The following is a 25,525-nucleotide window of genomic DNA, read 5'->3' on the forward strand; positions in this document are numbered from 1 at the left end:
CGCCGCCAACCTCTGCCAATCCGTCCCGACTCACCGCAAAGCCTTATCTGAGGCCAGATTCCCGCGATCCAACAGTTTACCGGCGCCCGCTTGCCGCCGGACGCGCACCCAGTAGTATGCCAGCCCGGCAAGGCTGGCCCTCGAAATCGTCGATGAGCCGCTTTCGGCAGGCTGCGGCGCCGCATTCGGCGCACGCGACCTGCACGCGTGTCAGCCCTTGAGCGTCTGTTCCAGCACGTGCAACTCGTGATTGAGTTGCGCGTCCTTGCTACGCTCTTCGGCAATCTTGCGCACGGCGTGAAGCACCGTGGTGTGATCGCGTCCGCCGAACAACTCGCCGATCTCCGGCAGGCTCTTCTGCGTCAGTTCCTTCGCCAGATACATCGCGATCTGGCGCGGCCGCGCGATATTGGCTGGCCGCTTCTTGGAATACATGTCCGCGACCTTGATGTTGTAGAAATCTGCACAGGTCTTCTGGATGTTCTCCACGGAGATCTGGCGATTCTGCACGGTCAGCAGGTCCTTCAGCGCTTCACGCGTGACATCGATCGTGATGTCCTTGCCATGGAAGTTCGAGAACGCCAGGATCTTGCGCAGCGCGCCTTCCAGTTCGCGCACGTTCGACCGCAGGTGCTTGGCCACGAAGAAGGCCACTTCCTCGGGCACGCTCACGTTCTCGGCGGCGGCCTTCTTCATCAGAATGGCAACGCGCATCTCCAGCTCGGGCGGCTCGATCGCCACAGTCAGGCCGGAGTCGAAACGCGAAATCAGCCGGTCGTCGATGCCGGTGATCTCCTTCGGATAAGTATCGCTGGTGATGATCACCTGGGCGCGATTGGCGATCAGCGCCTCGAATGCGTAGAAGAATTCTTCCTGCGTGCGGTTCTTGCCGGAGAAGAACTGAATATCATCGATCAGCAGCAGGTCCAGCGAGTGGTAGTAGCGCTTGAACTCGTCAAACGCCTTGCGCTGGTAGGCCTTCACCACGTCGGAAACGTACTGCTCCGCATGGATGTACCGGATGCGCGCGCGCGGGTTCTCCATCAGCATGAAGTTGCCAATCGCGTGAATCAGGTGAGTCTTGCCCAGGCCGACGCCGCCGTACAGGTAGAGCGGGTTGTACGACTTGCCCGGGTTGTTGGCCACCTGGATCGCCGCGGCGCGCGCGAGCTGGTTGGCCTTGCCGGTGACGAAGTTGTCGAACGTCAGGATCGGGTTCAGGCGCGAGCGCTCGTGCACCGTGTCGCTCTGCTGCTGCGCCCCGGCCGGCGCTGCCGGCTGCTGCGACGGCACGCGATAGGAGCGGGCGCTGGCTTCGGCCGGGTCCATCTGGGCCACGTCGATCTCGCCCATGTCCGGCAAATGCGCGGCCGAATTGCCCTGAAGCGGATGCCCGGTGGGTGCCGCGCCGCGTCCCTGCGCGGACTGCTGCGACTGGGAATAGGGCGTTTGTCCGCCCGCCGCGCCGCCATAGCCAGCGGGCGCGCCATTGGACTGGCCGGGATAGTCGGGATATCCAGCCATCTGGCTCGGATGCGCGCCGGGAACCTGCGCGCCAGCCTGCCCGTAGGATTGGCCTCCGGCCATGCCAGCCATGCCCGGATAAGGCGCATGGCCCGCACCCATTGCTGCGCTCATGGCCGGACCCATTGCAGCGGGCGCATCCTGGCCCTGTTGCATTGCTTGCTGGGTATATGCGGCCGCGCGCCCCGATGCAGCGGGGTCGAGAACGAAGTGAACGCTAACCTGCGTTTCCCAGTACTCGCACGCAAGGGCCGTGATCCGACCCGAAAATTGGCTCTTGACCCAGTCAAGCTTGAAGCGATTGGGCGCGGCAATCCGCAGCGCATGCGCTTCCTCGTCGAAGGCCACGGGCGCCAACGGCTTGATCCAGGTCTTGAACTGTTGCGGCGTCAGTTCGCGCTCGAGTTGCGCGGCTGCTGCCTGCCAGAAATCTTGCATGTGTTCTTTTAAGTGATCACATCCTTGCGGACGTGTCACGAGTATCGCAACGTACGCGCGCCACGGACTCTGCCCTGCCATGCCGCCTCCGCGTCATTCCCAAACGCGTCAACGACAACAGGCCGTCCACGTGCCCGAGGCATCGTAACGGCATCGATCAAACGGTATACATGGCGGTATACCAAAGGCAGGAAGTCCGGGTTGTGCGTGCGCCACGCAAGCCCGTGTGGTGTTTGGACCGGGATTGTACCCCCCTGCCCAAGTTATCCACAAAGGATAACCCTGTGGACAAGTTGTGAAAATTCAGTGGATTGCTGTGCACAACCATGTCAGAAGCCGTTCTCGGTACAAGGCAAAAACGACCAATTGGCTATCGAAAACAATGACTTGATTGCTGCCGGTAATGCGTATGGATGACCGGGAATACCCACAGAGTTACCCACTGCGACTTGTGGACAATGGCGCGCCACGGCGGCGTGACGGATTCGCCGCCGCCACCGGCCTCAACCATCGGACGCCTTGACAGGCTCAACGAATATCGGTTAAATGGCGGGTTCTGCGATGCGGCAGGGGATCACGTATGCGCATCGCCGGGTCTGGCCCGTACCGTGCGTGTGAACCATGTGCGGCATCAGGCAAGCGGCCTGATCCCCGCCGGCGCTTCGTCCAATGTGGCGATGCCAGCGGCGGCCGGCAGCAAGACAGAACCAGAATCGTCGGCAAGGCCGCAGCTTTCCCAGAGTCTGCATCGCGGCACAGCCCCATGCGAACCATACGCGGCGGCCAAGGCGCCCCGGCAAATCGCCGGCGCCCGGAAAGCCCGGATCAACCAGAGAGTGCAACATGAAACGTACCTATCAACCTTCCGTTACCCGCCGCAAGCGTACCCATGGTTTCCGCGTGCGCATGAAGACCCGTGGCGGCCGTGCCGTGATCAACGCACGCCGCGCCAAGGGCCGCAAGCGCCTGGCGATCTGAGTGCCGGGCGACCGGCCCGGGCGGTGAACGTCGGGTTGCGCGATTCGCGCTGCCTCGATGAAAGCCTGCCCGGCCAAGCGCCTCGCACTCAGGATGGCCGGGAGCACTGCCCGTCGAAGCCCAGCTTGCCGCTAGCTTTGCCAAGCGTGTCGAACCATGCCTTTCCCAAAGCCGCGAGGCTCACAAAGACGGATGAGTTTTCATCCGTTTTTGCTTTGCGGCCCCGGCGTCGCACTACGCACTTCGTGCTGTACGTGCGCGCCAACGGCCAGGCACAGGCCCGGCTGGGCATCGTCGTCGGCAAGAAATTCGCACCACGCGCGGCCGAGCGTAATCTCGTGAAGCGCATGGTGCGGGAACTGTTTCGGAGCCGGCAGGCCCAATTCGCGGGCCGCGATATTCTGCTGCGCCTTCAAGCGAAGTTTCCGCGCGCGGAGTTCTCCAGCCGGGTTGCGATCCGCAAGGCCTGCCATGCGGAGATCAGCGGATTGCTGGACGTGGCGGCCAAGCCGCTACCCGTTGCGCCCGCCGTACCCACGGCACCGCCATCGGCTTCCGCGGATGTGCCCACCACGCCCGAGGCGCCTGCCTGACCACCACCATGAAGCGAATCCTGCTTGCCCTGCTGCGCATCTACAAGATCGCCCTGAGTCCTTACCTGGGCTCGCAGTGCCGCTTCCTGCCCACATGTTCCGACTATGCCCGCGACGCCATCGTGCAGCACGGCGCGGCGCGCGGCACCTGGATGGCGGCGTGCAGACTCTGTCGCTGCCACCCATTCACAAAGGGCGGGTATGATCCCGTGCCTGCAACACACGGGACCGCCGCGGCGCCCCCGGCATCCGCCGCGCCAGGCCGCCCGCCTGTCACGGTCCGGCTTCCCAGACCCTGATTTCCTCCGACCATAGCGAGACATGGATATCAAACGCACCATCCTGTGGGTCATCTTCTCGATGTCCCTCGTGCTGCTCTACGACAACTGGCAGCGCGCCAACGGCCACGCGTCGATGTTCTTCCCGAGCGCCAACACGCAGCAGGCCGCCCCGGCCGGCGCTGGTGGCGCCACGCCTCAGGCCGACGTGCCCAAGGCGAACGCGACGAACGCAGCCCCTGGAACGGTTCCGGCAGCGCCACAAGCGGCTGCGCCGCCGGTCGGCGAGAAGGTCACCGTGACCACCGACGAGGTGCGCGCCGAGATCGACACGGCCGGCGGCATCCTGTCGCGCCTGGAACTGCTCAACGAGCATGAGAAGGATGGCGCGCCGGTCGTCCTGCTTGAACGCGACGTCAATCGCACCTACCTGGCCCGCTCGGGCCTGATCGGTGGCGACCTGCCGAACCACACCACCGTGTTCACGGTGGCGCCGGGCGCGCGCACGCTGGCACCGGGCCAGGACAAGCTCGACGTAGTGCTGACCGCCGAGAAGAACGGCGTGAAGTTCGTCAAGACCTACACGTTCCACAAGGGCAGCTACGTGGTCGACACGCGCTTCGACGTGACCAACACGGGCACCGCGGCGGTTTCGCCGACGCTGTACCTGGAACTGGCGCGTGACGGCAGCAAGGTCGAGAAATCGCAGTTCTACAGCACGTTCACGGGCCCGGCGATCTACACCAACGCCGACAAGTACCACAAGCTCACCTTCGAAGACATCGCCAAGGGCAAGGCCACCGTGCCGGCCGCCACCGACAACGGCTGGGTGGCGATGGTGCAGCACTACTTCGCATCGGCCTGGATTCCGCAGACCGGCAAGCAGCACAGCTTCTACGCCGAGCAGATCGACCCGAACCTGTACCGCGTGGGTATCCAGCAACCGCTGGGTCAACTGGCCCCGGGCGCAACGGTCAGCACCGATGCCCGCCTGTTCGCCGGCCCGCAGGAAGAGCGCATGCTCGAGCAGATCACCCCGGGCCTGGAACTGGTGAAGGACTACGGCTGGCTGACGATCCTGGCCAAGCCGCTGTTCTGGCTGCTGGAAAAGCTGCACGGCTTCCTGGGTAACTGGGGCTGGTCGATCATCGGGCTGACCGTGCTGATCAAGCTCGTGTTCTTCCCGCTGTCGGCTGCCAGCTACAAGTCGATGGGCAAGATGAAGGACCTGCAGCCCCGCATGACGGCCATCCGCGAGCGCCACAAGGGCGATCCGCAGAAGATGAACCAGGAAATGATGGCGCTGTACCGCACCGAGAAGGTCAATCCGCTCGGCGGCTGCCTGCCCATCGTGATTCAGATTCCGGTGTTCATCGCGCTGTACTGGGTGCTGCTGTCGTCGGTGGAAATGCGCGGCGCGCCGTGGCTGGGCTGGATTCACGATCTGTCGGTGCCGGATCCGTTCTACATCCTGCCGATCGTGATGGCCGTGTCGATGTTCGTGCAGACCCGACTGAACCCGACCCCGCCGGACCCCGTGCAGGCCAAGGTCATGATGATCATGCCGCTGGTGTTCTCGTTCATGTTCTTCTTCTTCCCGGCCGGCCTGGTGCTGTACTGGGTGGTGAACAACATCCTGTCGATCGCCCAGCAATGGCAGATCAACCGGATGCTCGGCAAGGGCAAGACGGCTGCGGTAGCCAAGAGCTGATCACCGCCGATCCGACCCCGAACCATGAAAAACCCGGCCTCGCGCCGGGTTTTTTCTTTTTCGGCGCACGCCCCTAGTCTTATATCTTATATAAGACTAGAATCCCCTTCACCAAGACGAAAGGGGATACGCCATGACCTGGTCCGCCAGCCAATACGTGCAATTCGAGGATGAACGGACCCGCCCGGTGCGGGATCTGGTCGGGGCAATCCCCACCGCCAGCGCGCGGCGGGCCGCCGATGTTGGCTGTGGCCCGGGCAACTCCACCGAGGTACTGGCCGCGCGCTACGCCGGCGCCGAGGTAACCGGGTTCGACAGCGACGCGGACATGATCGCGGCAGCACGCAAACGCCTGCCGGACCTGCGCTTCGACATCGCCGACGTCACCGCCTGGAAGGACCCCGGCCCCTACGACGTGATCCTGGCCAATGCCGTGTTCCAGTGGGTGCCAGATCACGCCACGCTGTTTCCCTCGCTGATCGACAAGCTGGCGCCGGGCGGCAGCCTGGCCGTGCAGATGCCGGACAACCTCAACGAGCCGCCGCACCAGCTAATGCGCGAGACAGCGCTGAACGGCCCGTGGGCGGACAAGCTCGCCAAGGCCGCCGAAGCCCGCACGCCGCTGGCCAACGAGCGCTGGTACTACGAACTGCTCAAGCCGCACTGCACACGCGTGGACATCTGGCGCACGATTTACCAACATCCGCTCAAGGGCGGCCCGGCGGCCATCGTCGAGTGGTTCAAGGGCAGCGGCCTGCGGCCATTCCTGGCGCCTCTGACCGAAGATGAGAAGGCCGAATACCTGAAGCGATATGAAGCGGCAGTGGCCAAGGTCTTCCCGGCCATGTCCGATGGCACGGTCCTGCTGCCGTTCCCGCGCGTGTTCATCGTCGCAACGCGCTAGGAAGCCTCCACGGAACATGGCGTTGGTATCACGTGCGTCGTCGCCTACACTGCAGTGACGCCTTGCAGTCTCCTCGTGTCCAAGCTGTGCGCAGAGAGATACCGCCATGAGCCGTCCGCCCGAGCTGCATCGGAAGATGCGCCCTGCCGCCGCCTTTGTCATGCTGGGCGGCTCGGGCCTGCGCATCGTCGAGGCTCAGCTCGACGCCCTGCTGCAACGCGACATAGCGGAAGATGTGCACGCACTGCGCGTGGCCGTGCGACACCTGCGTGCGGTGACCTGGGCGTTCGGCCCGATCCTGCCGCGCGCCGTCATGGAGCGCTGGAAGCTGGCGCTCCATGACGTGGCCGATGCCGCCAGCGCCGTGCGCGACTGGGACGTCTTTCTTTCCGAAACGCTGCTGCCTGCCCTTGCCCTGCAACCCGGGGACCCGGTGCTGGTCGCGTTGATCGACGTCGCCCATGCCAGGCGCGCCAAGGCACGCACGCTCATGGTCACGCAGTTGACGCGCTACCGGCAGGCGCCATTGCCCACTCTTTACCGGGATCTGCTGCACCTGTCTGATCCCAAGACCCGTCACGGGCAGCATGGCCGCATGGCCGCGTTCGCGCGCGGGCGCATCCGCAAAGCTCGCGGGCGCGTACGCGATCTGGCGCGCGTGGCGCGCGACGGCCAGATCGCACACGTCCATGCGCTGCGGATCGGCAACAAGCGATTGAGGTATGCAATCGAAGCGCTGTCCGATGTGCTGCCCAAGCGGTACCGCAAGCGGCTGCACGGCAAGCTCATCGCACGCCAAACCGAACTCGGCGGCATCATCGACGACGCCGTGGCGCACAGGCTGATATGCGAATGCCTGGCAAGCTGAGCCTTGCCACCCCGATCGTCCCCCATTCGGACGATCTGCGACAATACTGCCCATGACCGTATCCCTGATTCCCATCGCCGCGATTGCCACCGCACCAGGCCGTGGCGGCATCGGCGTCGTGCGCGTTTCCGGCCCCGATGTCGGCGCCGTGATGCGCGCCGTATGCGGCCGCACGCTGCAGCCACGTCACGCCACCTATCTGCCGTTTGTCGATGCGCGTGGCAATGTCATCGATCATGGCCTCGCGCTCTACTTCCCGGCACCGAATTCGTACACCGGCGAGGAAGTGCTTGAGTTGCAAGGCCACGGCGGACCGGTGGTGATGCAGATGCTGCTGTCGCGCTGCCTCGAGGCCGGCAAGGACATCGGCCTGCGTGTGGCCGAGCCGGGCGAGTTCACACGGCGCGCGTTCCTCAACGACAAGCTCGACCTCGCGCAGGCCGAGGCCGTGGCGGATCTGATCGAAGCAAGCACGGAGGCCGCGGCGCGGTCTGCGGCGCGGTCCATGGAGGGAGAGTTCTCCAAGGCGATCCACGCGCTTGTGGAAAAAGTCATCCACCTGCGAATGCTGGTGGAAGCCACGCTGGACTTTCCCGAAGAGGAGATCGATTTCCTCGAGGCCTCCAATGCACGCGGCCAGCTGACGCGCATTCGCGAAGATCTCGCGGGCGTCCTCAAGCAGGCGCGGCAGGGCTCATTGCTGCGTGAAGGATTGTCGGTGGTTCTGGCCGGACAGCCCAATGTGGGCAAGTCCTCGCTGCTCAATGCGCTCGCCGGTTCGGATCTCGCCATCGTCACGCCGATTGCCGGCACCACGCGTGATCGCGTGCGCGAGACGATCCAGATAGACGGCATCCCGCTGCACATAATCGACACCGCAGGTCTGCGCGACGATGCCGCCGACGAAGTGGAACGCATCGGCATCGAGCGCACATGGGAAGCCATCCGCCACGCCGATATCGTGCTGCATCTGATCGACGCGGCGGACTACATCGAGCATGGCATTTCGGAGACCGATGACCATATCGACGATCGCCTGAGCGGCCAGTTGCCCCCCGGGTCTCCAATCGTTCGCGTCATCAACAAGATCGACCTCGCGCCATCCGTCGGCGCGATGGGCTTTGGCGGCAACCGCCCGCACGTGGTGGCGGCCAATGGGCCAAACCCGACCGAAATCTGGATCTCCGCGCGCACCGGCGCGGGCATCGACCTGATGCGCGGCGAACTGCTGCGCCTGATCGGCTGGCAGTCCGGCAATGAAGGCGCATTCCTGGCGCGGGAGCGCCATCTCATCGCACTGCGCAACGCGGAATCGCACCTCGAACTCGCCGAGGCCAGCGCCTCGCAGCACGCCCAGGCGCTGGATCTGTTCGCGGAAGAACTGCGGCTGGCGCAGGATCACCTGAACAGCATCACTGGAGAGTTCACCAGCGACGACCTGCTGGGGACGATCTTCACGCGGTTCTGCATCGGGAAGTGACGGCTTGGCGAGACAAGACCGGTAGCACAAGGCGAACCGTCTCCTGATGTCTTCCGCGAAAACCTCTCGCCCCCTCACCCCCGGTGAGATCGCGCTCGCCCGCCGTGTCTTTGCCGATGACATCGACTACAGGCAGGTCCGCATCCACGCGCGGAACTACGTGTTCTGGCAGGGCGCCGGATACATCATCACGCCAAACGGGCAGATGTATCTCGGCCGAAGGCTGCGTCACTACACAGACTTCAGCGCTGCCGGCATCCAGATCCAGGCGTTCTTCATTCACGAGATGGCGCACGTCTGGCAGCACCAGCACGGCGTCAACGTATTGTGCAGAGGACTTGGCGAGCAGATCCGGCACTTCCTCGGCTTCAACCAGTACCGGTACCGGCTGGAGCCCGGCAAGCCACTCACGGCCTACAAGCTCGAACAGCAGGGCGACATCATGCGCGACTTGTTCCTCGCGCAACTTGGACAGCCGACGCCGTATGACGCCGCAGCATACGTCGCGATGACGGGCGCACCTGCAAGAGGCCGCTCGATCGGTATCACTCAACTGGACGCCGTTGACTTGGCAAACAATGTGGCAGACCATCCCGGCACGGATGGTGAGTCAGTCCACAAGGATGGAAGTCAGTGATGGGAGTCAGTCATGCCGCGGGTATCGAAAGCGGAAACGGAAAAGAACCGTATAGCCATTGAACAGGCTTCGTCCCAGTTGTTTCGCGAACAAGGATTTCACGGGATCAGCGTAGCCGATCTGATGGGTGCGGCCGGACTGACGCACGGCGGCTTCTACGGCCATTTCGAATCGAAGGATGCGTTGGCGGCCATCGCCTGCGCGCGCGCATTCGAGGAGTCGAACGCGCGCTGGCGCAAACGTGTGGAAGAAGCGCCTGACAAGGCGACGGCGCTGTCGGCGCTGATCGATGGCTATCTGTCCACGCGCAACCGCAATGCGCCTGGGAGCGGCTGCCCGGCGGCGGCGCTGGCCAACGATGTCGCGCGCGAGGGCGATGACAAACCGGTTCGCGCGACCTACCACGAAGGGCTCGAAAAACTGCTGGATGTTCTGGCCAGCATCCAGCCGGGCGGCAACGCCGCCGCCAATCGCACTAATGCCATCGCGGAGATGGCCACATTGGTCGGCGCCCTGGTGCTCTCGCGCGCCACGCAGGGCACGCCGTTGTCCAACGAAGTGCTCGCAGCAGCCAGGGGATATTTGCTGGCCCGGGTCAGCAAGGAGTAGGCGCGTTAAACTGGCGGCCTTTCTCCACTTACCTGGCTCCAGAGGAGCCCGTCCCCGAGATGTTGAGCCGCCTGCAGCAATCCCTCATCGCCGTCGTTGCCGTGGTCGTCCTCGGCCTGTTGTGGTTCGTTGGCAATGACAAGGGGGACGTCGTACCGGTTGAAACCGGCGCCGCGCCATCATCCCAGCCAGCCAGCATCCCGCGCGGCATCCCACGTAACGGCACGCTCGACCCGATCAGCATCGACCCCGAGCGTCCCGCCGACGTCCTGCCCCAATACCAGGCCGATGGCCTGTTTGCCGACTATCGCGACAATGCAGGCGAGGCCGACGACCGCTATCGCGGCAAGTACTTCATCGTCGAAGGCGTGGCCAGCGGCATCCGGCGCGACGACGGCAACAACGTGTTCCTGGAAATCCGCACCAGCAACCCGGGTGAACTGGTCCGGGCAAACCTGCTGCGCCGGCAAATCTGTGGCCCGGCAGGCAGGGTCTGCGAGGTCGAGGCGCGCGCCACCATGGTCCGGCGCGGCCAGAAGGTGGCCGTCGAATGCACGGGCGCCGGGCAAGGCGAGGGCGGCGTGCCGCTGCTGAATGACTGCCTGATTCGCGGCGGCGCCAATTAAATCGCCGTCCCGCGCGGTGCCGTGCGCGGCACGCGGGAGATTTGCGGCATCAGTGCCCCGTTGTTCAGTGATTTGACCCTGTGCCCGCGCGTCTACAGTACGCAGGCATGGTGCCGCCAATGCGCCCCTCATCCGGATCCGGGCGGCCGGCGCCCGCGCTGACGCGACTCAGGACACACGATGAAAAGAGCAACGATTGCCGCCATGCTGGCCCTGCTGGCCAGCGGCTGTTCCACCTATCAAGCCGTCACACCGGTCGACCAGGGCCAGGCTGACCCGATCGCCAGCTTCCAGCCCGGCCCCTATGGCGGACCGGCGCAGTTCCGCGTCAACGGCAATCACGTGGTGGGTGCCGATGGCGCGCTGTTCTGCATCATCCCCAATCAAGTGAACGGCAATGCCTATGTGGAGAACTTCGCGGACGCACTGCGCGCGCGCAATTTCGAAGTGAAGGTCCTGCAGCCGTATTCGTCGGTGGCGGCGTGCCCGATGACCGCCACGTACACGGCCCAGCGCCAGACATTCGTAACGCCGTTCCTGGTCTCGGTCGACATCACGGTATTCCGCAATGGCGAGCGTGCCGGCAAGGCCATCTACAACGCCAATCGCAGCGCGGGCGGCATCAATCTGAGCCATCTGATCCAGCCGGACGCCAAGATCGACGAACTGGTCGACCAGCTGTTCCCGGGCCTGAAGCCCCAACCGGTACCGGCCCAGGCAGCACCGGCGCCTACCCCGGGTTCGCAGCCAGGCTCCGGTGGCGTAGCGCCCGCCGCCTGAGCGGGCGGCATTCAGGCATACGAAAAGCGGGGCCGGGGAACGCCTCTTGAGGGGGCATCTTGCCGGCTCGCCGCGTGAAGATCGTGGGTTTCTGGCGCGTGGATGCTCCAGTGCTCCAGTGCTCCAGTGCTCAGGCTTCCAGCCGACCCAGACGCACCACGGTCACCCCGGGCCGCAACTGGCGCAGCGAGGGCATCACCAGCACGCAATTGGGATACGGCGTGACCACCTCGGCACCGCCGTTCCAGCCGATCACGGTTCCGGCATCGGCAAAGGTCTCCAGCCCCGTGTACGGGCCGGCAAAGCGGAAATCCATGCTGGTCGCCACCACGGGCTCGGTCACGCGAATCACGCGCTGCGCGGCCGGCAGCGGGCGCAGCCAGCCCGCGGGCAGATCGGCTTCCTCAACGATGCCGGCGCTGAGCAGGAAGCGCGCCGTGCTGTCACGCGCGACGTCTACCGCCGAGGTCTCCCAATGCTGGCCACATTCGATCAGCAGCGCATTTCGCGGGCTGGCCGGATCGCCAAAATCCGCGTAATCGCGCATCCGCCGGCCTTCCGGATGGCCCTCATCAACGATGATGTCGGCCGGGGCGCCAATGGCACGTGACAACGCAATGCCCTTGTCGAGCGGACCGGACACGATCAGCGGCCGGCTCTTCTCGTGCATCGAGTGCAGGTCAAGCAGCAGGTCCACCGTATCGATCACCGGACGCATCGCGCGCGCCCGGCGCAGTTCGGACGAATCACGCGACACGTCGTCGAGCACCGCCGAAGTCCAGACCCGGTTGAAGTCCTGATCGACGAAGCGCGACGCATCGGGCTTCGCCGCATCGAAGCGCGCGTAGGCGTCGACATTGGCGAACGACAGCGTGAGCCTGCCGCGTCGCGGCCGCAGCCCATGGTCGAGCAGCCCGGCCACCGTGATCGCGCCGCACACCTCGTTACCGTGCGTCAGTGCGTTAATCATCACGTGTGGCCCGGGCAGGCCGCTGTCGAACGTATGGAGGTAGGCGATGCCGGTATTGCTCTCGGCATACGGGCCAATATCGGGAAATTCGACTTCGACGGGGTAGGCGTCGAAGGCGGGAGCAGTCTGCGTCATCAGGACTTCCTCAGGAGTTACTCGCGAATATCGGCCGCCTGCACGATCGTGCGATAGCGGCTGGTTTCGCGCTTGATGAAGCTCGCGAACTGGGCCGGATTGGCCGGCGCCACTTCCACGCCGGCCTCGGCCAGCTTCTTGCGAACTTCGGGCATGGCTAGTACGGCCTGCATTTCATTATTCAGGCGATCAATAACAGGGCGGGGAGTAGACGTTGGTGCCATCAATCCGAACCATACTCCCATGTCGACGCCCTTGAGCGCCGGGGTCTCGGCCAGCGCCGGCACGTTCGGCGCCACGCTGGCGCGCTTGGCTTCGGTGACACCATAGGCCCGAACGCGGCCCGCCTGGATGTGCGGCAGCGCCGAGGACAGCACCATCACGGCCAGGTCGATCTGACCGCCGAGCAGGTCGGTGGACATCGCCGAGGCCCCCTTGTACGGCACATGGGTGATGTTGACCTTGCCCTGCTGCTTGATCAGTTCGCCGGCCAGGTTCAGCGGCGTGCCAACGCCGGAAGACGCATAGGACAGCTTGCCCGGTTGCGCCTTGGCCAGCGCCATCAGTTCGCCGGCATCCTTGGCCGGCAGTTGCAGCTTGCCGACCAGCACCATCGGCTGCGTGCCGACGAACGTGATCGGCGCCAGATCCTTCTCGCCGTCATAGCGCACGGCCGGGTTGGTCAGGCGGGCGATCGACACCTCGCTGCCCGAGCCCATCAGCAGGGTGTAGCCGTCGGCATCGGCCTTGACCACTTTCTGCGCACCGATCGTGCCGCCAGCGCCGCCGAGGTTCTCGATCACCACGCTCTGCCCCAGACGCTTGCCCAGTTCCGGCGCCACGGTACGCGCAACCAGATCGACGCTGCCGCCCGCGGTATAGCCCACTACCAGCGTGATCGGCTTGGTCGGGTAGTTGCCGGCCGCGCTCGCGGCGAATGCACAACAGGCGAGAGAGGCGGCAACGGCCGCGCGCAGCAGGGTCTTCATGATTTCTCCGGGCAGTTCTAGGAATGTTGTCCGGCGATGGTAGAGAGACGCGCAGCGGGAAACATGCGGCTTTGGCAATGTGGATTGCCAATTTGGCAATGGCTGTCTGACCCCCCGCTCCGCACGACGGGTGTATAGACCGGGAGAAGGGACGAACCAGTGCTCAGGCGGCCGCCGCGGCCCGCCAGAACGCCTCGGCCAACGGGCGCATTTGCGCGCGCGGGCGGTACAGGCGGATATCGAGCGCGAGGTCGGCGGAGTCGCCGCCCTGAAGATCGGCACGTACCAGGCGTCCCGAATGGAGATCGTCGGCAATCAGACGCGCCGGCAGCCAGGCCAGCCCCATCTTCTGCCTCACCATCTCGTGTACCGACTCGGCGAAGTCACTGACGGCGATCACGTCGAGCCAACTTGCCAGCTTGCGGCGGGCAATCTCCTGATTGACCATGCGGCCCATTGTCAGCGTCTCCGCATAGGCAATCATCGGCACCGGCGCGGGGCGCGTGCCCGACTTCGGTCGTTGCAGCCGGAAGGCGGGGCCACCACGCGCATCGGCAGCCGCCACGCAGACCATGCGCTCCACGCCCACGGGATGAAACACATAGCGCGCGTCGTCCAGCATCACGGGCATATCGTGCGGACTGTAGCAAAGCAGGAAGTCAGCATCGCCCTCGGTGAACATGGCCAGCGCATCGTGCGTGGCATGGGTCGATAGCCGTGTGCGGAAGCCGGCGCCGGCCGGGTCGTCGCGCAGTGCCTCGCGCAGGCCGGCCAGCCATGCTGGCACCATCGAACGCGCGAGCGTCTTGCCGGTGGCGATGGTCAGCGTGCTGGCGTCCGCGCGATGCGCCGCCCGCAGCGACAGGCGTGCGTCCTCCAGCGTGCGCAGCGCCGTCTGCGCGGCCTCCAGGAACTGGCGGCCCTCGGCGGTCAGCCGCACCGGAAACGTGCTGCGATCGATCAGTGGCGCGCCGGCCCAGACTTCGAGCGCCTGCATCCGCCGGCCAAATGCGGGCGGCGTGACGTTGCGCAACTCGGCGGCACGCGCGAGACTCCCGGCCTGGGCCAGGCAGACGAAATCTTCGAGCCAACGGATATGCATGGGGACCGCGGGAAGTGATGCCGCATTGTAACGTCGCCGACTCAGTTAGAATTTTCGCCATGGTCTCGATCAAGCGCGGCGGCACGCCCACTCCTTCCAGTCCTACCGATTCCGACTCAGCGCAGACGGGCGGCAAGACTTTTCCCGAATACACCATCGACGAGCTGGCACGTGTGGCCGGCACCACCGTCCGCAATATCCGCTCCTATCAGGACCGCGGGCTCATCGACCCACCCGAGCGGCGCGGCCGCGTCGGCATCTACACGCAGGCGCATCTGGGGCGGCTGCGGCTGATCCACCATCTGCTGGCGCGCGGCTACACGCTCGCCAACATCATGGAACTGCTCAAGGCGATCGTCGAAGGCCACGACCTGCGATCGATCCTGGGTCTCGAGACGGCGATCAGCAGCCCCTGGAACAGCGAAGCGCCGCGCCACTACTCGTACCTGGCGCTGGCACGGTTGTTCGGCCGCGCGATCTCGCGCACGGCGCTGGCCAAGGCGATTTCACTGGGATTGCTGGAACCGGATGGCTTCGGCTACCTGGCCCGCAGCCCGCGCGCGCTGGCGGCGGGTGCCGAGATGGCCAAAGCCGGGTTTCCGCTCGAGGACGTGCTCGACATCATCGAGCAGGCGCGCGGTCACTTCCAGGCCGTGTCCGACCGGATCGTCGGCATGGTAGTGCGCGAACTGGACCGCTTCGGCGAAGGCAAGCTGCCACCGCCATCCGAAGTGCCGCGCATCGTGGATGTGCTCTGGCGCATCCGGCCACTCGCGCTGGTGGCGCTGGAGACCGAGATGATGCGGGCGCTCGAAATCTCGGCCAACAAGTATCTCGGGGACCGCGTTGCCGCGATCCTCGAACACCTGCATGAAGAGGGAGGATCGGCGGGCGATTGATGCGCCGGCCGAGCTCCCGCACACCTGCCGCCTGCCGCTTGCCACCTACCGCGTCACGCCACGCTACGGATCGACGGCGCGCGCGTGCTGGCACCCGCGCGAATCGCCGTGTCCTCGATCTCCGAGATCAGCGGCGCGATGCGGCTCAGCTCCGCGCGATTGTCGTCATCCCAAGGATGGAACCCAGGCCGGAAGTAGGCGAACCATTCCGGAATCATCTTGCGCAGCGTGCCCGGCGATCCCCACAGGAAGTTCATCACGCTGCCAAAGCCGAACAGCTTGTTGCGGCATGACTTGTCCGCCATCACCAGCCTGACGTGGAAAGCAAACACCATGGCCCAGAACGTCACAGTGGTGGTGAGCATCGTGAACGTTCGCACGAAGTAGCGGTACGGGCCGGGCTTCATGACCACGTTCCACACGTCGTAAGCCACGGCCTTGTGCTCGGTTTCTTCCAGCGCGTGCCAGGTCCATACCTGCCGATAGCCGGGCTCCGAATCACCCATTTGGCGCGGATCGGCCAACATGCCGGCAGCCAGCATCGCCGTGTAGTGTTCCAGCGCGATCGTGTGCGCGAGCTGCCATGATTTCGGCAGGATCTTGCGCAGCAGATTGAGCAGGCTGGCCACTCGGTTGTCGAGCTTGCTGGCAGGTAGGCCGGCATCATCGAGCAAACGGTTGTAAAGAATGTGCTCGCGTGTGTGCATCGCTTCCTGTCCGATAAAGCCGGCCACGGCCTGCTTGAGTTCTGGATCGGTGATACGGTCGCGATAGTTGCGCACGCTGTCCATGAAGAAGCGTTCGCCGGCCGGAAAGAAAATCGAAAGCGCGTTGATGAAGTGGGTGACGTGCCGGCCGCGTTGATGCCAATCGCAAATGCGTTCCGGCGGGAGATGAGGGTGTACGTCACGGCGGACAGGCATCATGATGCGAACTCCTTGCTGAATGACGGACGTGCCTCGCGTGCACCGTCCAGAAAAGACAACAGGTCAGCGGCCACGCGCTGAGGGTCTTCTTCCATTGGGATGTGGCCAAGCCCCGCGTAACGGCGCAGCGTCACGTCGGGAATGCGGGCCGCGAACTCGGCCGCGTGCGCGGGCGGAATCCAGCGGTCGCAATCGCCCCACAGCACCAGCGTGGGCACACGCACGCCGCGCAGGCGTTCGGTATCCAACCCATCGAAATCGAGCTTCGGCACCATGCGGCCTACGGCTTCACGGCTGCCCGCGGCATAGAAGAAATCGACGTAGCGGCGGAACGTGGCCTCCGGCACGCGCGACGCGTCGCCATAGACGTCACGCGTAGCCGCGCGGATGATCGACTCCGGCAACATCCACGGCGCCGACCAGCGCACCACGGCGTGCCGGAACAGCCCGATGTAGATTGGCAGCTTCATCGGGAAGCCTGCGGCATCGACCAGCACCAGCCGGTTCACCAGCGACGGCCGGCGAGCGGCGAGGTCCCATGCGATCAGACCGCCGAGCGAGTTGCCGATCACTGTTGCACGCGAGATGTTCACTGCGGCCAGGAAGCCGTCGATGAACGCGCGATAGACGTCGACATCCATCGTCATGATGCGACCATGCGCGTCACGCAGCGGACCGGTGAGGCCAAACGGCGCGAGGTCGAGCCGCACCACGCGATAGCGGCGACGCAGCATCGGCATCAACCCCTCCCACGTATGCAGCGACGCGCCGAATCCGTGGATCAGCACCAGCGGCTCGCCCTCCGGCACGCCTTCCTCGGTGTAATGGACCAGCGTGCCCATCACCGATACCCAGCGGGACGCCGGCAACGCATGACGATGCGCCAGCGTTTCGCGCGACAGGCTGAACAGGCCGATGCGGCCCTGCCCGAACCAGCGCGTGAACGCACCCGGCGGCGACTGCAATGCCGCCTCACGTGAAAACGCGGCGCGATTCATGCGCGTTCTCCGCGTGCGGGCACGCCCGCCGTATCGGACAGCAGTCGCTTGCTCTTGCGTCGCGTATCGCGCACCACCAGCGACTGGTACGCGGCAGGCAGGATGCGGGAGAGGGCATCCGCCGCGTAGGCATCCGGGCCGATCAGCACGCGGCGCTTGTTCGCGCGCACCCCGTCCAGGATCACGCGCGCGGCCTTGTCTGCCGTGGTGATGAAGAACTTCTCGAACTCCTCGCGGCCCTGCTGCGCGTCGCGCACCAGCAGCCCGTTCACGCTCGACGACACCCGGCTGGCACGCGCAATATTGGTCTTGATGCCGCCTGGATGCACAGTGGTCGCGGACACGCCGCAGTCCATCAGGTCGAGTTCCTGGCGCAGCGATTCCGTGAATCCGCGCACCGCGTATTTGCTGGCGTTGTACGCGCCCATGCCGGGCTGCGCGAACAGGCCGAAGATGCTCGACGTGTTCACCACATGGCCTTCGCCGCTGGCCTTGAGATGGGGCAGGAATGCCTTCGTGCCATGCACCACACCCCAGAAGTTGATGCCGATGATCCATTCGAGATCGTCGTAGGCCATCCCTTCGACCGTGCTCGACAACGCCACGCCGGCATTGTTGAAGATCAGGTTCACGCGGCCATGCGCACGCGCCACGTCATCCGCCCAGGCATGGACGGCGGCGCGATCCGCGACATCCACGCGATGACTGGTGACCTGCACCATGGGCGCCACGCTGCGCACTTCGGCCGCCGTCTGCGCGAGGCCCGCCTCATTGCAGTCCGATATCGCCACGTGGCAGCCGGACTGCGCGAGCTGGATGGCCAGACAGCGCCCCATGCCCGAGCCGGCGCCGGTGATCGCGGCAACCTTGTTGTGGAAATCCTTCATGCATGTCTCCCGATATCGTTATGGGGTGTTGCGGTGTGGATGAGGGCGCAGGGCTGGGGGATGGGTGCGACCAGATCTCAGGCGCGAGCGGTCTCGGCCTGTTCGGGTAGCGGGGCAACGCCTTGTTCGCGCATGGGCCAGCGTTCGTAGTCGGCCATGCGGAAGGTCTGCGTCGCGCGCCAGAACTGCCATGTGAAACCTGGCCACAGCGTGGTGTTCTTGCCGCTGCGCGGGTCCATGTACCAGCTCGCGCAGCCACCTGCCGACCAGATCGTGTGATCCAGCTTCTGCTGGATGCCGCGGTTGAAGCCATCCTGGATCGACGGGCGCACGTCCACGGCCTGCACGCGTTCCTGCCGCATCTGCCGCAGCGCGTCGAGCACGTAGCGCACCTGCGACTCGATCATGAACACCATCGAGCTGTGTCCCAGTCCGGTGTTCGGTCCCATGATCAGGAACAGGTTCGGGAAGCCCGAGACCGTGGTGCCGAGGTACGCCTCCGCGCCGTCGCGCCAGGCATCGAGCACGTCACGGCCATCTCGCCCGATGATCACGCCACGCGGCAGCGGATCGGTGGCGCGGAAGCCCGTGCCCAGGATGATGCAATCGGCCGGCCGGCGGCTGCCGTCGCGCATCACCAGCGCGTCCGGTTCCACGTGGTCGATGCCCGTGGTCACCACATCGACATTGGCGCGTGTGAGCGCTCCGTAGTAGTCGTTGGACATCAGCACGCGCTTGCAGCCGATCGTGTAGTCCGGCGTCAGCTTCGCGCGTAGCTCGGGGTCGCGCACTTCCCGCGCCAGGTGGCGCCGCGCCATCCGCTCCACGGCCTTCATCAGCTTCGGATGCATCACGAAGCCCATCACGCGCATTTCCAGCATCCAGTACAGGCCGGCGCGTACCAGCCACTGCGTGAAGGGGAACTGGCGGAACATCCAGCGCTCCAGCGCGGACACGTCGCGGTCCGGCTTGGGCATGACCCACGGCGGCGTGCGCTGGTAGAGGTCGAGGCGATCCACCTGTGGCGCGATCTGCGGCACGAACTGGATCGCGCTGGCGCCAGTGCCGATCACGGCCACGCGCTTGCCCGCCAGCGGATAGTCATGGCGCCACTGCTGGGAGTGGAACGTGGTGCCGGCGAAGGTATCGAGACCGGGAATATCAGGAATGGCAGGGCGGCTGAGCCCGCCCATCCCCGAGACCAGGATCCGCGCGCGCACGCGCCGGCCATCGGCCATTTCCAGCCGCCAGACCCCAGCGGACGCGTCCCAGACGGCCTGCTTCAGTTCATGGCCGAAGCGCAAATGCGAGCTCAGGCCGAACGTCTCGGCGCTGTGTTCAAGGTAGCGGCGGATCTCCGGCTGCGGCGAGAACATGCGCGACCAGCTCGGATTCGGCGCGAACGAGAACGAGTAGAGATGGGATTGCACATCGCACGCGCAACCGGGATAGTGGTTATCGCGCCAGGTGCCGCCGACCGAACCGGCTTTCTCGAAGATCAGGAAATCATCGACGCCAGCTTGTTTGAGACGGATACCCATGGCCAGCCCAGAAAAGCCGCTGCCGATGATGGCGATGTCGCAGGCAGCGTCGTTGGGACGCGTGGGGATGAGGCGGTCGGGCAGATCCACGGGTGCATTCATTTGGCGCATTCCGGTGGGTGCGCGGGTGTCGCCTTCGAGGGCGGCGACACGATCACGACACCATTGATTGTGACATTGAACGATGTCATCGTAGGTATCGCTGTGGTGTGGGTCAATGTGCTGGTTTGAAGATTTGCTCTATTTTTCGGCGATTTCCAGCGGCCTCTAGCGCACATGAAACAAGGTGCGCGCCGAGAATTCCGCATCGGCGGCGGCAGTCAGTCGCGCGTTTGAAACCTGTCGGGGGGATGAAAAAAAATCCTGCGCTTCGGCAGAATCGCAACGCACCTTGGCCAGTGCGGCTCGCCTGGCCGGCAACGACATCGACAACACAAACGAAGACGGAGACACGATGCCCGTACCTGCCCCACCCGCTGTGGAGAAATCATCACGCCGCCAGTTCCTGAAGGTCGGCGCCGGGTTTTCCGCCGCGATCGCCTGCTCGGCGCTTCTTCCCTCTCTAACGGGCTGTTCGCCCGCCAGCACACCACCGCAGGCCGGCATGGCATTCCTGCGGCCGGCCGATGTCGCGCTGTTCCGGGCGCTGCTGCCGGCGGTAGTCAGCGAGCTGGAATCAGTCGACCCGGCCCAGCGCGAGAAGCGCATCGCCGCCGCCGTGCAGAACATCGACGGGTCGATCGCGGCAATGGGTCTGAACGGCCGCGCGGAACTGCGCAAGCTGCTCGATCTGCTGGCCAGCACGCCGCTGCGCTGGGCCCTGGCCGGCCTGCGCGCGCCGTGGGACCAGGCCACGCCCGAGCAGGTGCGCGGATTTTTGACGCGCTGGCGCACCAGCCGCTTCGAAACGCTCAACGCGGGCGGCGTGGTGCTGGTGAAGCTGACCAGCGTCGGCTACTTCGTGCTGCCCGATGCCTGGGCCGCCGCCGGCTATCCCGGCCCCAATCCCGCGGTCTATCGCGCCATCCACAGCTGACACCCACCATGGCCATTAACGATATCTACAGCGCCGGCATCGCGTCCGGCTGGAAGGTGCTCGACGCCGCCACGTTCACCGCGCCGCGCACGTTTGAAGCGGACGTCGCCATCGTCGGCAGCGGCGCGGGCGGTGGCATTGCCGCCGAAATGCTCACCGAGGCGGGATTCAAGGTACTGCTGATCGAGGAAGGGGCACTGCGCACTTCGGACAGTTTCAAGGACATGGATGAAGCGCGCGCGTATCGCGAGCTCTACCAGGAGGCCGCCGCGCGTGCGACGTCCGATGGCGCCATCTCGATCCTGCAGGGGCGCTCCGTGGGCGGCAGCACTACCGTGAACTGGACGTCCAGCTTCCGCACGCCCCCGAAAACGCTGGCGCATTGGGCCACGGAGCACGCCGTAACCGGGCATTCCGAAGCCGAGATGGCGCCGTGGTTCGAAAAGATCGAAGCCCGCCTGAACATGGCGCCATGGGCGATGGACCCGAATCCGAACAACACCGTGCTCAAGCGCGGTTGCGAAAAGCTCGGCTGGGAATGGCACGTGATTCCGCGCAACGTGAAAGGCTGCTGGAACTCCGGGTACTGCGGCCTGGGCTGCCCGGTCAACGCCAAGCAATCGATGCTGGTGTCGACGATTCCCAACGCGCTCGCGCACGGGGCCACGCTCGTGCATCGGCTGCGCGTACGCACGATCGACCATAACGGCGCGACCGTGCGCGGCCTCACAGGCGACGCGCTTGGCATCGATGGCTACACGGCCACCGGCGTCACGGTCACCGTCCGCGCAAAACATGTGATCGCGGCGGGTGGCGCCATCAATACGCCCGCGTTGCTGCTGCGTTCGCGCGTGCCGGACCCGCATGGGCGGATCGGCCTGCGCACGTTCATCCATCCGGTGAACCTGACCATTGCCGAGATGCCGGAAAAGGTCGATCCGTACTATGGCGCGCCGCAGTCGATCGCGTCCGATTATTTCCAATGGCGCGATGGCGCAACGGGGCCGATGGGCTACAAGCTCGAAGTGCCGCCGATGTTCCCGGGCATCAGCTCGGGCGTTTTCAATGCGCTGGGCGATGACCTGCGGCGTCAGATGGCCGCGTTGCCGCATACCAACGCGATGCTGGCGCTGCTGCGCGACGGCTTCGTGCCGGAGAGCCCCGGCGGGCGCGTGCGCATTGCCGACGACGGCAGTCCCGTGCTCGACTACGACGTGAGCGACTATGTCTGGGACGGCGTGCGCCGCGCCTACCTGAGCATGGCCGAAGCCCAGTTTGCTGCAGGTGCGAAGCGGGTACGACCCGCTCATCTCGACGGTCAGGACTACACGAGCTGGACCCAGGCACGCGAAGCCATCGGCCAACTACCCCTGAAGAAATTCCGCGCGTTGCTCTTCACCGCGCACCTGATGGGCGGCTGCGGCATGAGCGACGATCCCAAGCGGGGCGTGGTGAACAGCGCGGGTCGCCACCATCAGCTCGAGAATCTCTCCGTGTTTGACGGCTCGGTATTTCCAACCAGTATTGGTGCGAACCCTCAGTTGTCAGTATTCGCACTCACGGCGCAGAATGTCTCGGCCCTATCCCGAAACATCAAGCCATGATCCAAATCAAGCCCGTCGCAGTCGGGCTTGCAATTTAGAGGATCTATTCGAATATAAGTCTTGTGAAACGGTCGTGGCGCTGGATAGGCTCCCACAACCGTTTCAAGCATCCGTATGCCGTTAGAGCACGGAGCCACAGCGGTCGTGGATTTTTATTTTTATTGCAGGGGTCCACTGCGGTTTCATAGCGAGAGACGCCCCCATGAAGACCGGGAAAACCACGGCAGGAGACACCAAGGCTCGCATTCTTGACGCGACCGAGAAGCTGTTCATCGAGGTAGGCTACGAAGCAACATCGCTCAGACAGGTTACGTCGCGGGCAATCGTCAACCTCGCTGCCGTCAACTATCACTTCCGCAGCAAAGAAATCATGATGCAGTCGGTGCTTGGCCGCCGGCTGGATCCCCTCAACACCCGTCGCCTCGCGTTGCTGGACGCCTGCGAGGCACGCTGGCCGGGTGCCGAGATTCGCTGCGAACACGTGATGGGCGCGCTGTTCGTGCCCGCGCTCCAGATGGCGCGCGAGCCCGAGATCGGCGGCCCATCGTTCCTGCGCCTGCTAGGGCGCGTGTATTCGGATACATCCCCGTTCATCCAGTCCTGGCTGATGGGGCACTACGCACCCGTGTTCGGCCGCTTCTTCGAAGCGTTCGCCCACGCGCTGCCGGACGTGCCACGTCAGGAGCTCGGCTGGCGCCTGCATTTCGCTCTCAAGGCGTTGGCAGGCGTGCTGGCCGGCGACGAACTCGGCAACCTGATGCCGACGTTCACGCAGGGCAAGCGGATGAGCGATGCGCAGGTGCTGGCGCAACTGACGTCGATGGTGGTGGCGGCCCTCAAGGCGCCTTCACCCGCGCCGCAGGAGCTCGGTGCGCTGCAGGATGTGTTCGAGATCGGCGAGACGCAGCACGCCGACGAGCAAGCTCACCTCGCGGCGCTGGCCGCCACTGTGGAGGCCGAATCCCACGAGGCCGCGGCAGCCGCCGCAGCCGCGCTGGGACGTGCCAGACGCAGTGCGCGACAAGTGCGCAACGAGGGAGCGACGCGAGCGGCCACCGCCAGCATGGCGGTACGCCGCGAGCACTGCGCGACCTTCCCAAGCAACCCGCTCGACGACTGGATGCGAACCCGCCCCAGGTCCTAGCCGGCAAGTGAAGCGGTGGTCCTCACCGGGGCCGCCGCACACCGGCAACGAGCGGCGACGGCATCCGTCGCTATCGATACCGACAACGTGATTCGCCACGCAACTTGCGAGGCGTGACCCGTTGCGCGCCACGCATGGCGCGACTTCACCCGCCTGCCACGGCAGCCCGCGGGAGGGACACGTCTTGCCCGCAAAAGGAGACATGCGATGAAACAGCTATACGCGGCAGCCGCCCTCGGCGGCATCCTGGGGATTCTTGCGGCACCGCCCGGAGGCACCACGGCGTACGCCCAGGGCGCGTCCGCACCGGCCACGCAGACCCCGCGCGTCGCCACGCCATACGACGGTCTGCCCACTTCGCAGCAGGCCACGATGCTCTCGAAACAGGTAGCCAGCGGCGAGCTTGCCGCGCAATCCGACGCGCAGGTACTGGCCACGTTCGACGCGTTGCAGCCCGAAGCCATCCTGACGTGGGCACGGGCGGAAATGAATCGTTACCCCGAGTACGAATACTCGATGACGCGCCAGGAACGACTCAACGGTCAATGGCAAGACAAGCCAGCGCGCATGATGATCCGCTACCGCCATATGCCACGCCAGCTCTATGCGAAGTGGCTGCCAAACGGCGTGCAGGCCGGCCAGGAAATCATCTATGACGAGACCCGTCGCAAGGACGAGATGTACGGGCACCTCGGCGGCATCATGGGCTTCACGTCGATCTGGACCGCAATCGACGGCACATTGGCCAAATCCCAGTCGAATCACACCGTGCGCGACCTTGGCTTCCAGTTCGTGCTGTCGATGCTCGAGCGCGATGCGAAGACGCTGCGCGCGGCGGGGCTGCCAGAGAAGTACAGCCGAGTCGAAATCGTGCAGGAGCAAGGCGTGCGCATGGTGGCGCTGACATGGGAGCTGCCAGAAGGCGCGCCGAAGTACTACGCGAAGAAGGTGCAACTGATGTTCGATCTCAAGCACCCCTGGCCACGCGCGGAAACCGCGTGGGACGCGGACGGCAACATGGTCGAGAAGATCGTCTTCGAGAAGGCCCAGAAAAAGACCTTCGACGCATCGACCTTCGATCCCTCGAACAGCGAATACAAGTTCTGAAGATGCCGAATGTGGGCCATCCCGTCCGTTTGAATTGGCGTGCCATGCATGGCAAACGCGGTTTGAACAATGACGGGAGTGGCTTGCGTGACAACGGCACGCCGCGCGGCCACGGTGTTTGGAACGAGCGCTCTATTGCGCTCGACCGCTTGAAACGCGAGATTCCGACGCACCGTGAGCTATCCCGGCAATCGCCGGAGCGGCGGTCATAACGACAAGGAGACAACAATGCTGATGTCGCATGCTCGACACGCATTTTTTGCTGTTGCAGGGGTAAGCCTGACCATGACACTCGCTGCCTGCGGCGGCGGTGGAGATGGCGATGCCTCCAGTAGCGCAACGCCGGCCGCCGCTGCGCAGCAATGCGCCACCGTCGGCAACTGCCCCACCTCGGGGGCTACCGAGAACCAGCCCGTGGCCTCGCTGTGCCCAAGCACACTCGATTACGGCACCACGTACACCGGCGGTTCCGGCGCGGGCGAGTTCCTGAAAATGCAGTTCGACTCTACCCGGGGCACGTACCAGATCACGATCATCGAATCGGCCGTTCCCAAGGCCCCGGGATCGGTATCGCCGACACGCGCGGGCGTCACGCTGACTGGCACGATGACGCATCCGACCCGGCCGCTGCCGACTGCAGCGCAAAACAACTGCGCGTATGAACTGAAAACGGTCACCGCATCCGACGGCGCATCGCAGGCCATCATCGACCCCGCCAATCCGCCGATCATTTTCATCGGCAACGGCGTGGCGGGGGGCGG

Annotated in this window: 25 protein-coding genes; 17 read left to right on the forward strand and 8 right to left on the reverse strand. The window is 65.0% G+C overall.

Annotated elements, in window-relative coordinates:
• Positions 1 to 210: 210 nt before the first annotated feature.
• Positions 211 to 1,962 (reverse strand): chromosomal replication initiator protein DnaA, encoded by a 1,752-nt coding sequence (dnaA, locus tag RN01_RS01615; protein WP_017511521.1) that lies wholly within the window; start codon positions 1,960 to 1,962, stop codon positions 211 to 213.
• A gap of 843 nt (positions 1,963 to 2,805) precedes the next feature.
• On the opposite strand from dnaA, the gene rpmH reads away from it, so the two are divergent.
• From rpmH to RN01_RS01665, 11 genes are all read left to right on the forward strand, one after another.
• Positions 2,806 to 2,940 (forward strand): 50S ribosomal protein L34, encoded by a 135-nt coding sequence (gene rpmH / locus RN01_RS01620; protein ID WP_008650850.1) that lies wholly within the window; start codon positions 2,806 to 2,808, stop codon positions 2,938 to 2,940.
• 146 nt (positions 2,941 to 3,086) lie between these two features.
• Positions 3,087 to 3,533, forward strand: a complete 447-nt coding sequence (gene rnpA, locus RN01_RS01625) for a ribonuclease P protein component (protein ID WP_104670249.1) — start codon at positions 3,087 to 3,089, stop codon at positions 3,531 to 3,533.
• Between the two features lie 8 nt (positions 3,534 to 3,541).
• Complete coding sequence (yidD, locus tag RN01_RS32720) at positions 3,542 to 3,832, forward strand: membrane protein insertion efficiency factor YidD (RefSeq protein WP_008650848.1); 291 nt, start codon at positions 3,542 to 3,544, stop codon at positions 3,830 to 3,832.
• 22 nt (positions 3,833 to 3,854) lie between these two features.
• Positions 3,855 to 5,522: a membrane protein insertase YidC gene (yidC, locus tag RN01_RS01630; RefSeq protein ID WP_024569245.1), complete on the forward strand. Its 1,668-nt coding sequence runs from the start codon at positions 3,855 to 3,857 to the stop codon at positions 5,520 to 5,522.
• A 133-nt stretch (positions 5,523 to 5,655) separates the two neighbouring features.
• Positions 5,656 to 6,426 carry a trans-aconitate 2-methyltransferase gene (gene tam, locus RN01_RS01635; RefSeq protein ID WP_017511655.1) on the forward strand — a complete coding sequence of 257 codons (771 nt, stop codon included), beginning with the start codon at positions 5,656 to 5,658 and terminating at the stop codon, positions 6,424 to 6,426.
• A gap of 106 nt (positions 6,427 to 6,532) precedes the next feature.
• Positions 6,533 to 7,294 carry a CHAD domain-containing protein gene (locus RN01_RS01640; RefSeq protein WP_017511654.1) on the forward strand — a complete coding sequence of 254 codons (762 nt, stop codon included), beginning with the start codon at positions 6,533 to 6,535 and terminating at the stop codon, positions 7,292 to 7,294.
• Between the two features lie 52 nt (positions 7,295 to 7,346).
• Complete coding sequence (gene mnmE, locus RN01_RS01645) at positions 7,347 to 8,774, forward strand: tRNA uridine-5-carboxymethylaminomethyl(34) synthesis GTPase MnmE (RefSeq protein ID WP_017511653.1); 1,428 nt, start codon at positions 7,347 to 7,349, stop codon at positions 8,772 to 8,774.
• Positions 8,775 to 8,820: 46 nt separating this feature from the next.
• Positions 8,821 to 9,411, forward strand: a complete 591-nt coding sequence (locus RN01_RS01650; protein WP_017511652.1) for a hypothetical protein — start codon at positions 8,821 to 8,823, stop codon at positions 9,409 to 9,411.
• Positions 9,412 to 9,423: 12 nt separating this feature from the next.
• Positions 9,424 to 10,020, forward strand: coding sequence for a TetR/AcrR family transcriptional regulator (locus RN01_RS01655; protein ID WP_017511651.1), 597 nt, complete (start codon positions 9,424 to 9,426; stop codon positions 10,018 to 10,020).
• A gap of 59 nt (positions 10,021 to 10,079) precedes the next feature.
• Positions 10,080 to 10,646 carry an OB-fold putative lipoprotein gene (locus RN01_RS01660; RefSeq protein ID WP_008650831.1) on the forward strand — a complete coding sequence of 189 codons (567 nt, stop codon included), beginning with the start codon at positions 10,080 to 10,082 and terminating at the stop codon, positions 10,644 to 10,646.
• Positions 10,647 to 10,826: 180 nt separating this feature from the next.
• Positions 10,827 to 11,426 carry an Sbal_3080 family lipoprotein gene (locus tag RN01_RS01665; protein ID WP_024569244.1) on the forward strand — a complete coding sequence of 200 codons (600 nt, stop codon included), beginning with the start codon at positions 10,827 to 10,829 and terminating at the stop codon, positions 11,424 to 11,426.
• 130 nt (positions 11,427 to 11,556) lie between these two features.
• Here RN01_RS01665 and RN01_RS01670 read toward each other — a convergent pair whose 3' ends face one another.
• From RN01_RS01670 to RN01_RS01680, 3 genes are all read right to left on the reverse strand, one after another.
• Positions 11,557 to 12,531, reverse strand: coding sequence for a M14 family metallopeptidase (locus RN01_RS01670; protein ID WP_017511649.1), 975 nt, complete (start codon positions 12,529 to 12,531; stop codon positions 11,557 to 11,559).
• Positions 12,532 to 12,548: 17 nt separating this feature from the next.
• Complete coding sequence (locus tag RN01_RS01675; RefSeq protein ID WP_017511648.1) at positions 12,549 to 13,520, reverse strand: tripartite tricarboxylate transporter substrate binding protein; 972 nt, start codon at positions 13,518 to 13,520, stop codon at positions 12,549 to 12,551.
• Positions 13,521 to 13,683: 163 nt separating this feature from the next.
• Positions 13,684 to 14,622 carry a LysR family transcriptional regulator gene (locus RN01_RS01680; RefSeq protein WP_011518018.1) on the reverse strand — a complete coding sequence of 313 codons (939 nt, stop codon included), beginning with the start codon at positions 14,620 to 14,622 and terminating at the stop codon, positions 13,684 to 13,686.
• 59 nt (positions 14,623 to 14,681) lie between these two features.
• On the opposite strand from RN01_RS01680, the gene RN01_RS01685 reads away from it, so the two are divergent.
• Positions 14,682 to 15,521 (forward strand): MerR family transcriptional regulator, encoded by an 840-nt coding sequence (locus tag RN01_RS01685; RefSeq protein WP_017511647.1) that lies wholly within the window; start codon positions 14,682 to 14,684, stop codon positions 15,519 to 15,521.
• Positions 15,522 to 15,574: 53 nt separating this feature from the next.
• Here RN01_RS01685 and RN01_RS01690 read toward each other — a convergent pair whose 3' ends face one another.
• From RN01_RS01690 to RN01_RS01705, 4 genes are all read right to left on the reverse strand, one after another.
• Complete coding sequence (locus tag RN01_RS01690; protein WP_017511646.1) at positions 15,575 to 16,447, reverse strand: metal-dependent hydrolase; 873 nt, start codon at positions 16,445 to 16,447, stop codon at positions 15,575 to 15,577.
• Positions 16,444 to 17,445, reverse strand: coding sequence for an alpha/beta fold hydrolase (locus tag RN01_RS01695; protein WP_017511645.1), 1,002 nt, complete (start codon positions 17,443 to 17,445; stop codon positions 16,444 to 16,446). Before RN01_RS01695 ends, RN01_RS01690 begins: the two co-directional genes overlap by 4 nt.
• A complete protein-coding gene (locus RN01_RS01700; protein WP_017511644.1) occupies positions 17,442 to 18,332 on the reverse strand; it encodes an SDR family oxidoreductase in 891 nt (296 codons plus the stop codon). Before RN01_RS01700 ends, RN01_RS01695 begins: the two co-directional genes overlap by 4 nt.
• A gap of 77 nt (positions 18,333 to 18,409) precedes the next feature.
• Positions 18,410 to 19,975, reverse strand: a complete 1,566-nt coding sequence (locus RN01_RS01705; RefSeq protein ID WP_017511643.1) for an NAD(P)/FAD-dependent oxidoreductase — start codon at positions 19,973 to 19,975, stop codon at positions 18,410 to 18,412.
• Between the two features lie 352 nt (positions 19,976 to 20,327).
• Between RN01_RS01705 and RN01_RS01710 the strand changes: the two genes are divergently transcribed.
• The 5 genes from RN01_RS01710 to RN01_RS01730 all read left to right on the forward strand — a co-directional run.
• Entirely contained in the window at positions 20,328 to 20,909 is a 582-nt protein-coding gene (locus RN01_RS01710) for a hypothetical protein (RefSeq protein ID WP_024569243.1), read from the forward strand.
• A gap of 8 nt (positions 20,910 to 20,917) precedes the next feature.
• The gene (locus RN01_RS01715; protein WP_024569242.1) at positions 20,918 to 22,513 is read left to right on the forward strand and encodes a GMC family oxidoreductase; all 1,596 of its coding nucleotides are present in this window, start codon (positions 20,918 to 20,920) and stop codon (positions 22,511 to 22,513) included.
• 202 nt (positions 22,514 to 22,715) lie between these two features.
• Positions 22,716 to 23,657 (forward strand): TetR/AcrR family transcriptional regulator, encoded by a 942-nt coding sequence (locus RN01_RS01720; RefSeq protein ID WP_011518010.1) that lies wholly within the window; start codon positions 22,716 to 22,718, stop codon positions 23,655 to 23,657.
• Between the two features lie 207 nt (positions 23,658 to 23,864).
• Positions 23,865 to 24,764: a DUF1571 domain-containing protein gene (locus RN01_RS01725; protein WP_008642796.1), complete on the forward strand. Its 900-nt coding sequence runs from the start codon at positions 23,865 to 23,867 to the stop codon at positions 24,762 to 24,764.
• A gap of 285 nt (positions 24,765 to 25,049) precedes the next feature.
• On the forward strand, positions 25,050 to 25,525 hold a 476-nt coding region (locus RN01_RS01730; RefSeq protein WP_156149771.1), incomplete at its 3' end, for a DUF2957 domain-containing protein.

Origin of the sequence: Cupriavidus sp. SHE (assembly GCF_000812445.1) — a bacterium.
Taxonomy (GTDB): Bacteria; Pseudomonadota; Gammaproteobacteria; order Burkholderiales; family Burkholderiaceae; genus Cupriavidus; species Cupriavidus metallidurans.

What these genes read in the sequence shown, in the direction of transcription:
- dnaA (WP_017511521.1), bottom strand. Translation starts at nt 1,962, where the DNA reads ATGCAAGATTTCTGGCAGGCAGCAGCCGCGCAACTCGAGCGCGAACTG.
- rpmH (WP_008650850.1), top strand. Translation starts at nt 2,806, where the DNA reads ATGAAACGTACCTATCAACCTTCCGTTACCCGCCGCAAGCGTACCCAT.
- yidD (WP_008650848.1), top strand. Translation starts at nt 3,542, where the DNA reads ATGAAGCGAATCCTGCTTGCCCTGCTGCGCATCTACAAGATCGCCCTG.
- yidC (WP_024569245.1), top strand. Translation starts at nt 3,855, where the DNA reads ATGGATATCAAACGCACCATCCTGTGGGTCATCTTCTCGATGTCCCTC.
- tam (WP_017511655.1), top strand. Translation starts at nt 5,656, where the DNA reads ATGACCTGGTCCGCCAGCCAATACGTGCAATTCGAGGATGAACGGACC.
- RN01_RS01640 (WP_017511654.1), top strand. Translation starts at nt 6,533, where the DNA reads ATGAGCCGTCCGCCCGAGCTGCATCGGAAGATGCGCCCTGCCGCCGCC.
- mnmE (WP_017511653.1), top strand. Translation starts at nt 7,347, where the DNA reads ATGACCGTATCCCTGATTCCCATCGCCGCGATTGCCACCGCACCAGGC.
- RN01_RS01650 (WP_017511652.1), top strand. Translation starts at nt 8,821, where the DNA reads ATGTCTTCCGCGAAAACCTCTCGCCCCCTCACCCCCGGTGAGATCGCG.
- RN01_RS01655 (WP_017511651.1), top strand. Translation starts at nt 9,424, where the DNA reads ATGCCGCGGGTATCGAAAGCGGAAACGGAAAAGAACCGTATAGCCATT.
- RN01_RS01660 (WP_008650831.1), top strand. Translation starts at nt 10,080, where the DNA reads ATGTTGAGCCGCCTGCAGCAATCCCTCATCGCCGTCGTTGCCGTGGTC.
- RN01_RS01665 (WP_024569244.1), top strand. Translation starts at nt 10,827, where the DNA reads ATGAAAAGAGCAACGATTGCCGCCATGCTGGCCCTGCTGGCCAGCGGC.
- RN01_RS01670 (WP_017511649.1), bottom strand. Translation starts at nt 12,531, where the DNA reads ATGACGCAGACTGCTCCCGCCTTCGACGCCTACCCCGTCGAAGTCGAA.
- RN01_RS01675 (WP_017511648.1), bottom strand. Translation starts at nt 13,520, where the DNA reads ATGAAGACCCTGCTGCGCGCGGCCGTTGCCGCCTCTCTCGCCTGTTGT.
- RN01_RS01680 (WP_011518018.1), bottom strand. Translation starts at nt 14,622, where the DNA reads ATGCATATCCGTTGGCTCGAAGATTTCGTCTGCCTGGCCCAGGCCGGG.
- RN01_RS01685 (WP_017511647.1), top strand. Translation starts at nt 14,682, where the DNA reads ATGGTCTCGATCAAGCGCGGCGGCACGCCCACTCCTTCCAGTCCTACC.
- RN01_RS01690 (WP_017511646.1), bottom strand. Translation starts at nt 16,447, where the DNA reads ATGATGCCTGTCCGCCGTGACGTACACCCTCATCTCCCGCCGGAACGC.
- RN01_RS01695 (WP_017511645.1), bottom strand. Translation starts at nt 17,445, where the DNA reads ATGAATCGCGCCGCGTTTTCACGTGAGGCGGCATTGCAGTCGCCGCCG.
- RN01_RS01700 (WP_017511644.1), bottom strand. Translation starts at nt 18,332, where the DNA reads ATGAAGGATTTCCACAACAAGGTTGCCGCGATCACCGGCGCCGGCTCG.
- RN01_RS01705 (WP_017511643.1), bottom strand. Translation starts at nt 19,975, where the DNA reads ATGAATGCACCCGTGGATCTGCCCGACCGCCTCATCCCCACGCGTCCC.
- RN01_RS01710 (WP_024569243.1), top strand. Translation starts at nt 20,328, where the DNA reads ATGCCCGTACCTGCCCCACCCGCTGTGGAGAAATCATCACGCCGCCAG.
- RN01_RS01715 (WP_024569242.1), top strand. Translation starts at nt 20,918, where the DNA reads ATGGCCATTAACGATATCTACAGCGCCGGCATCGCGTCCGGCTGGAAG.
- RN01_RS01720 (WP_011518010.1), top strand. Translation starts at nt 22,716, where the DNA reads ATGAAGACCGGGAAAACCACGGCAGGAGACACCAAGGCTCGCATTCTT.
- RN01_RS01725 (WP_008642796.1), top strand. Translation starts at nt 23,865, where the DNA reads ATGAAACAGCTATACGCGGCAGCCGCCCTCGGCGGCATCCTGGGGATT.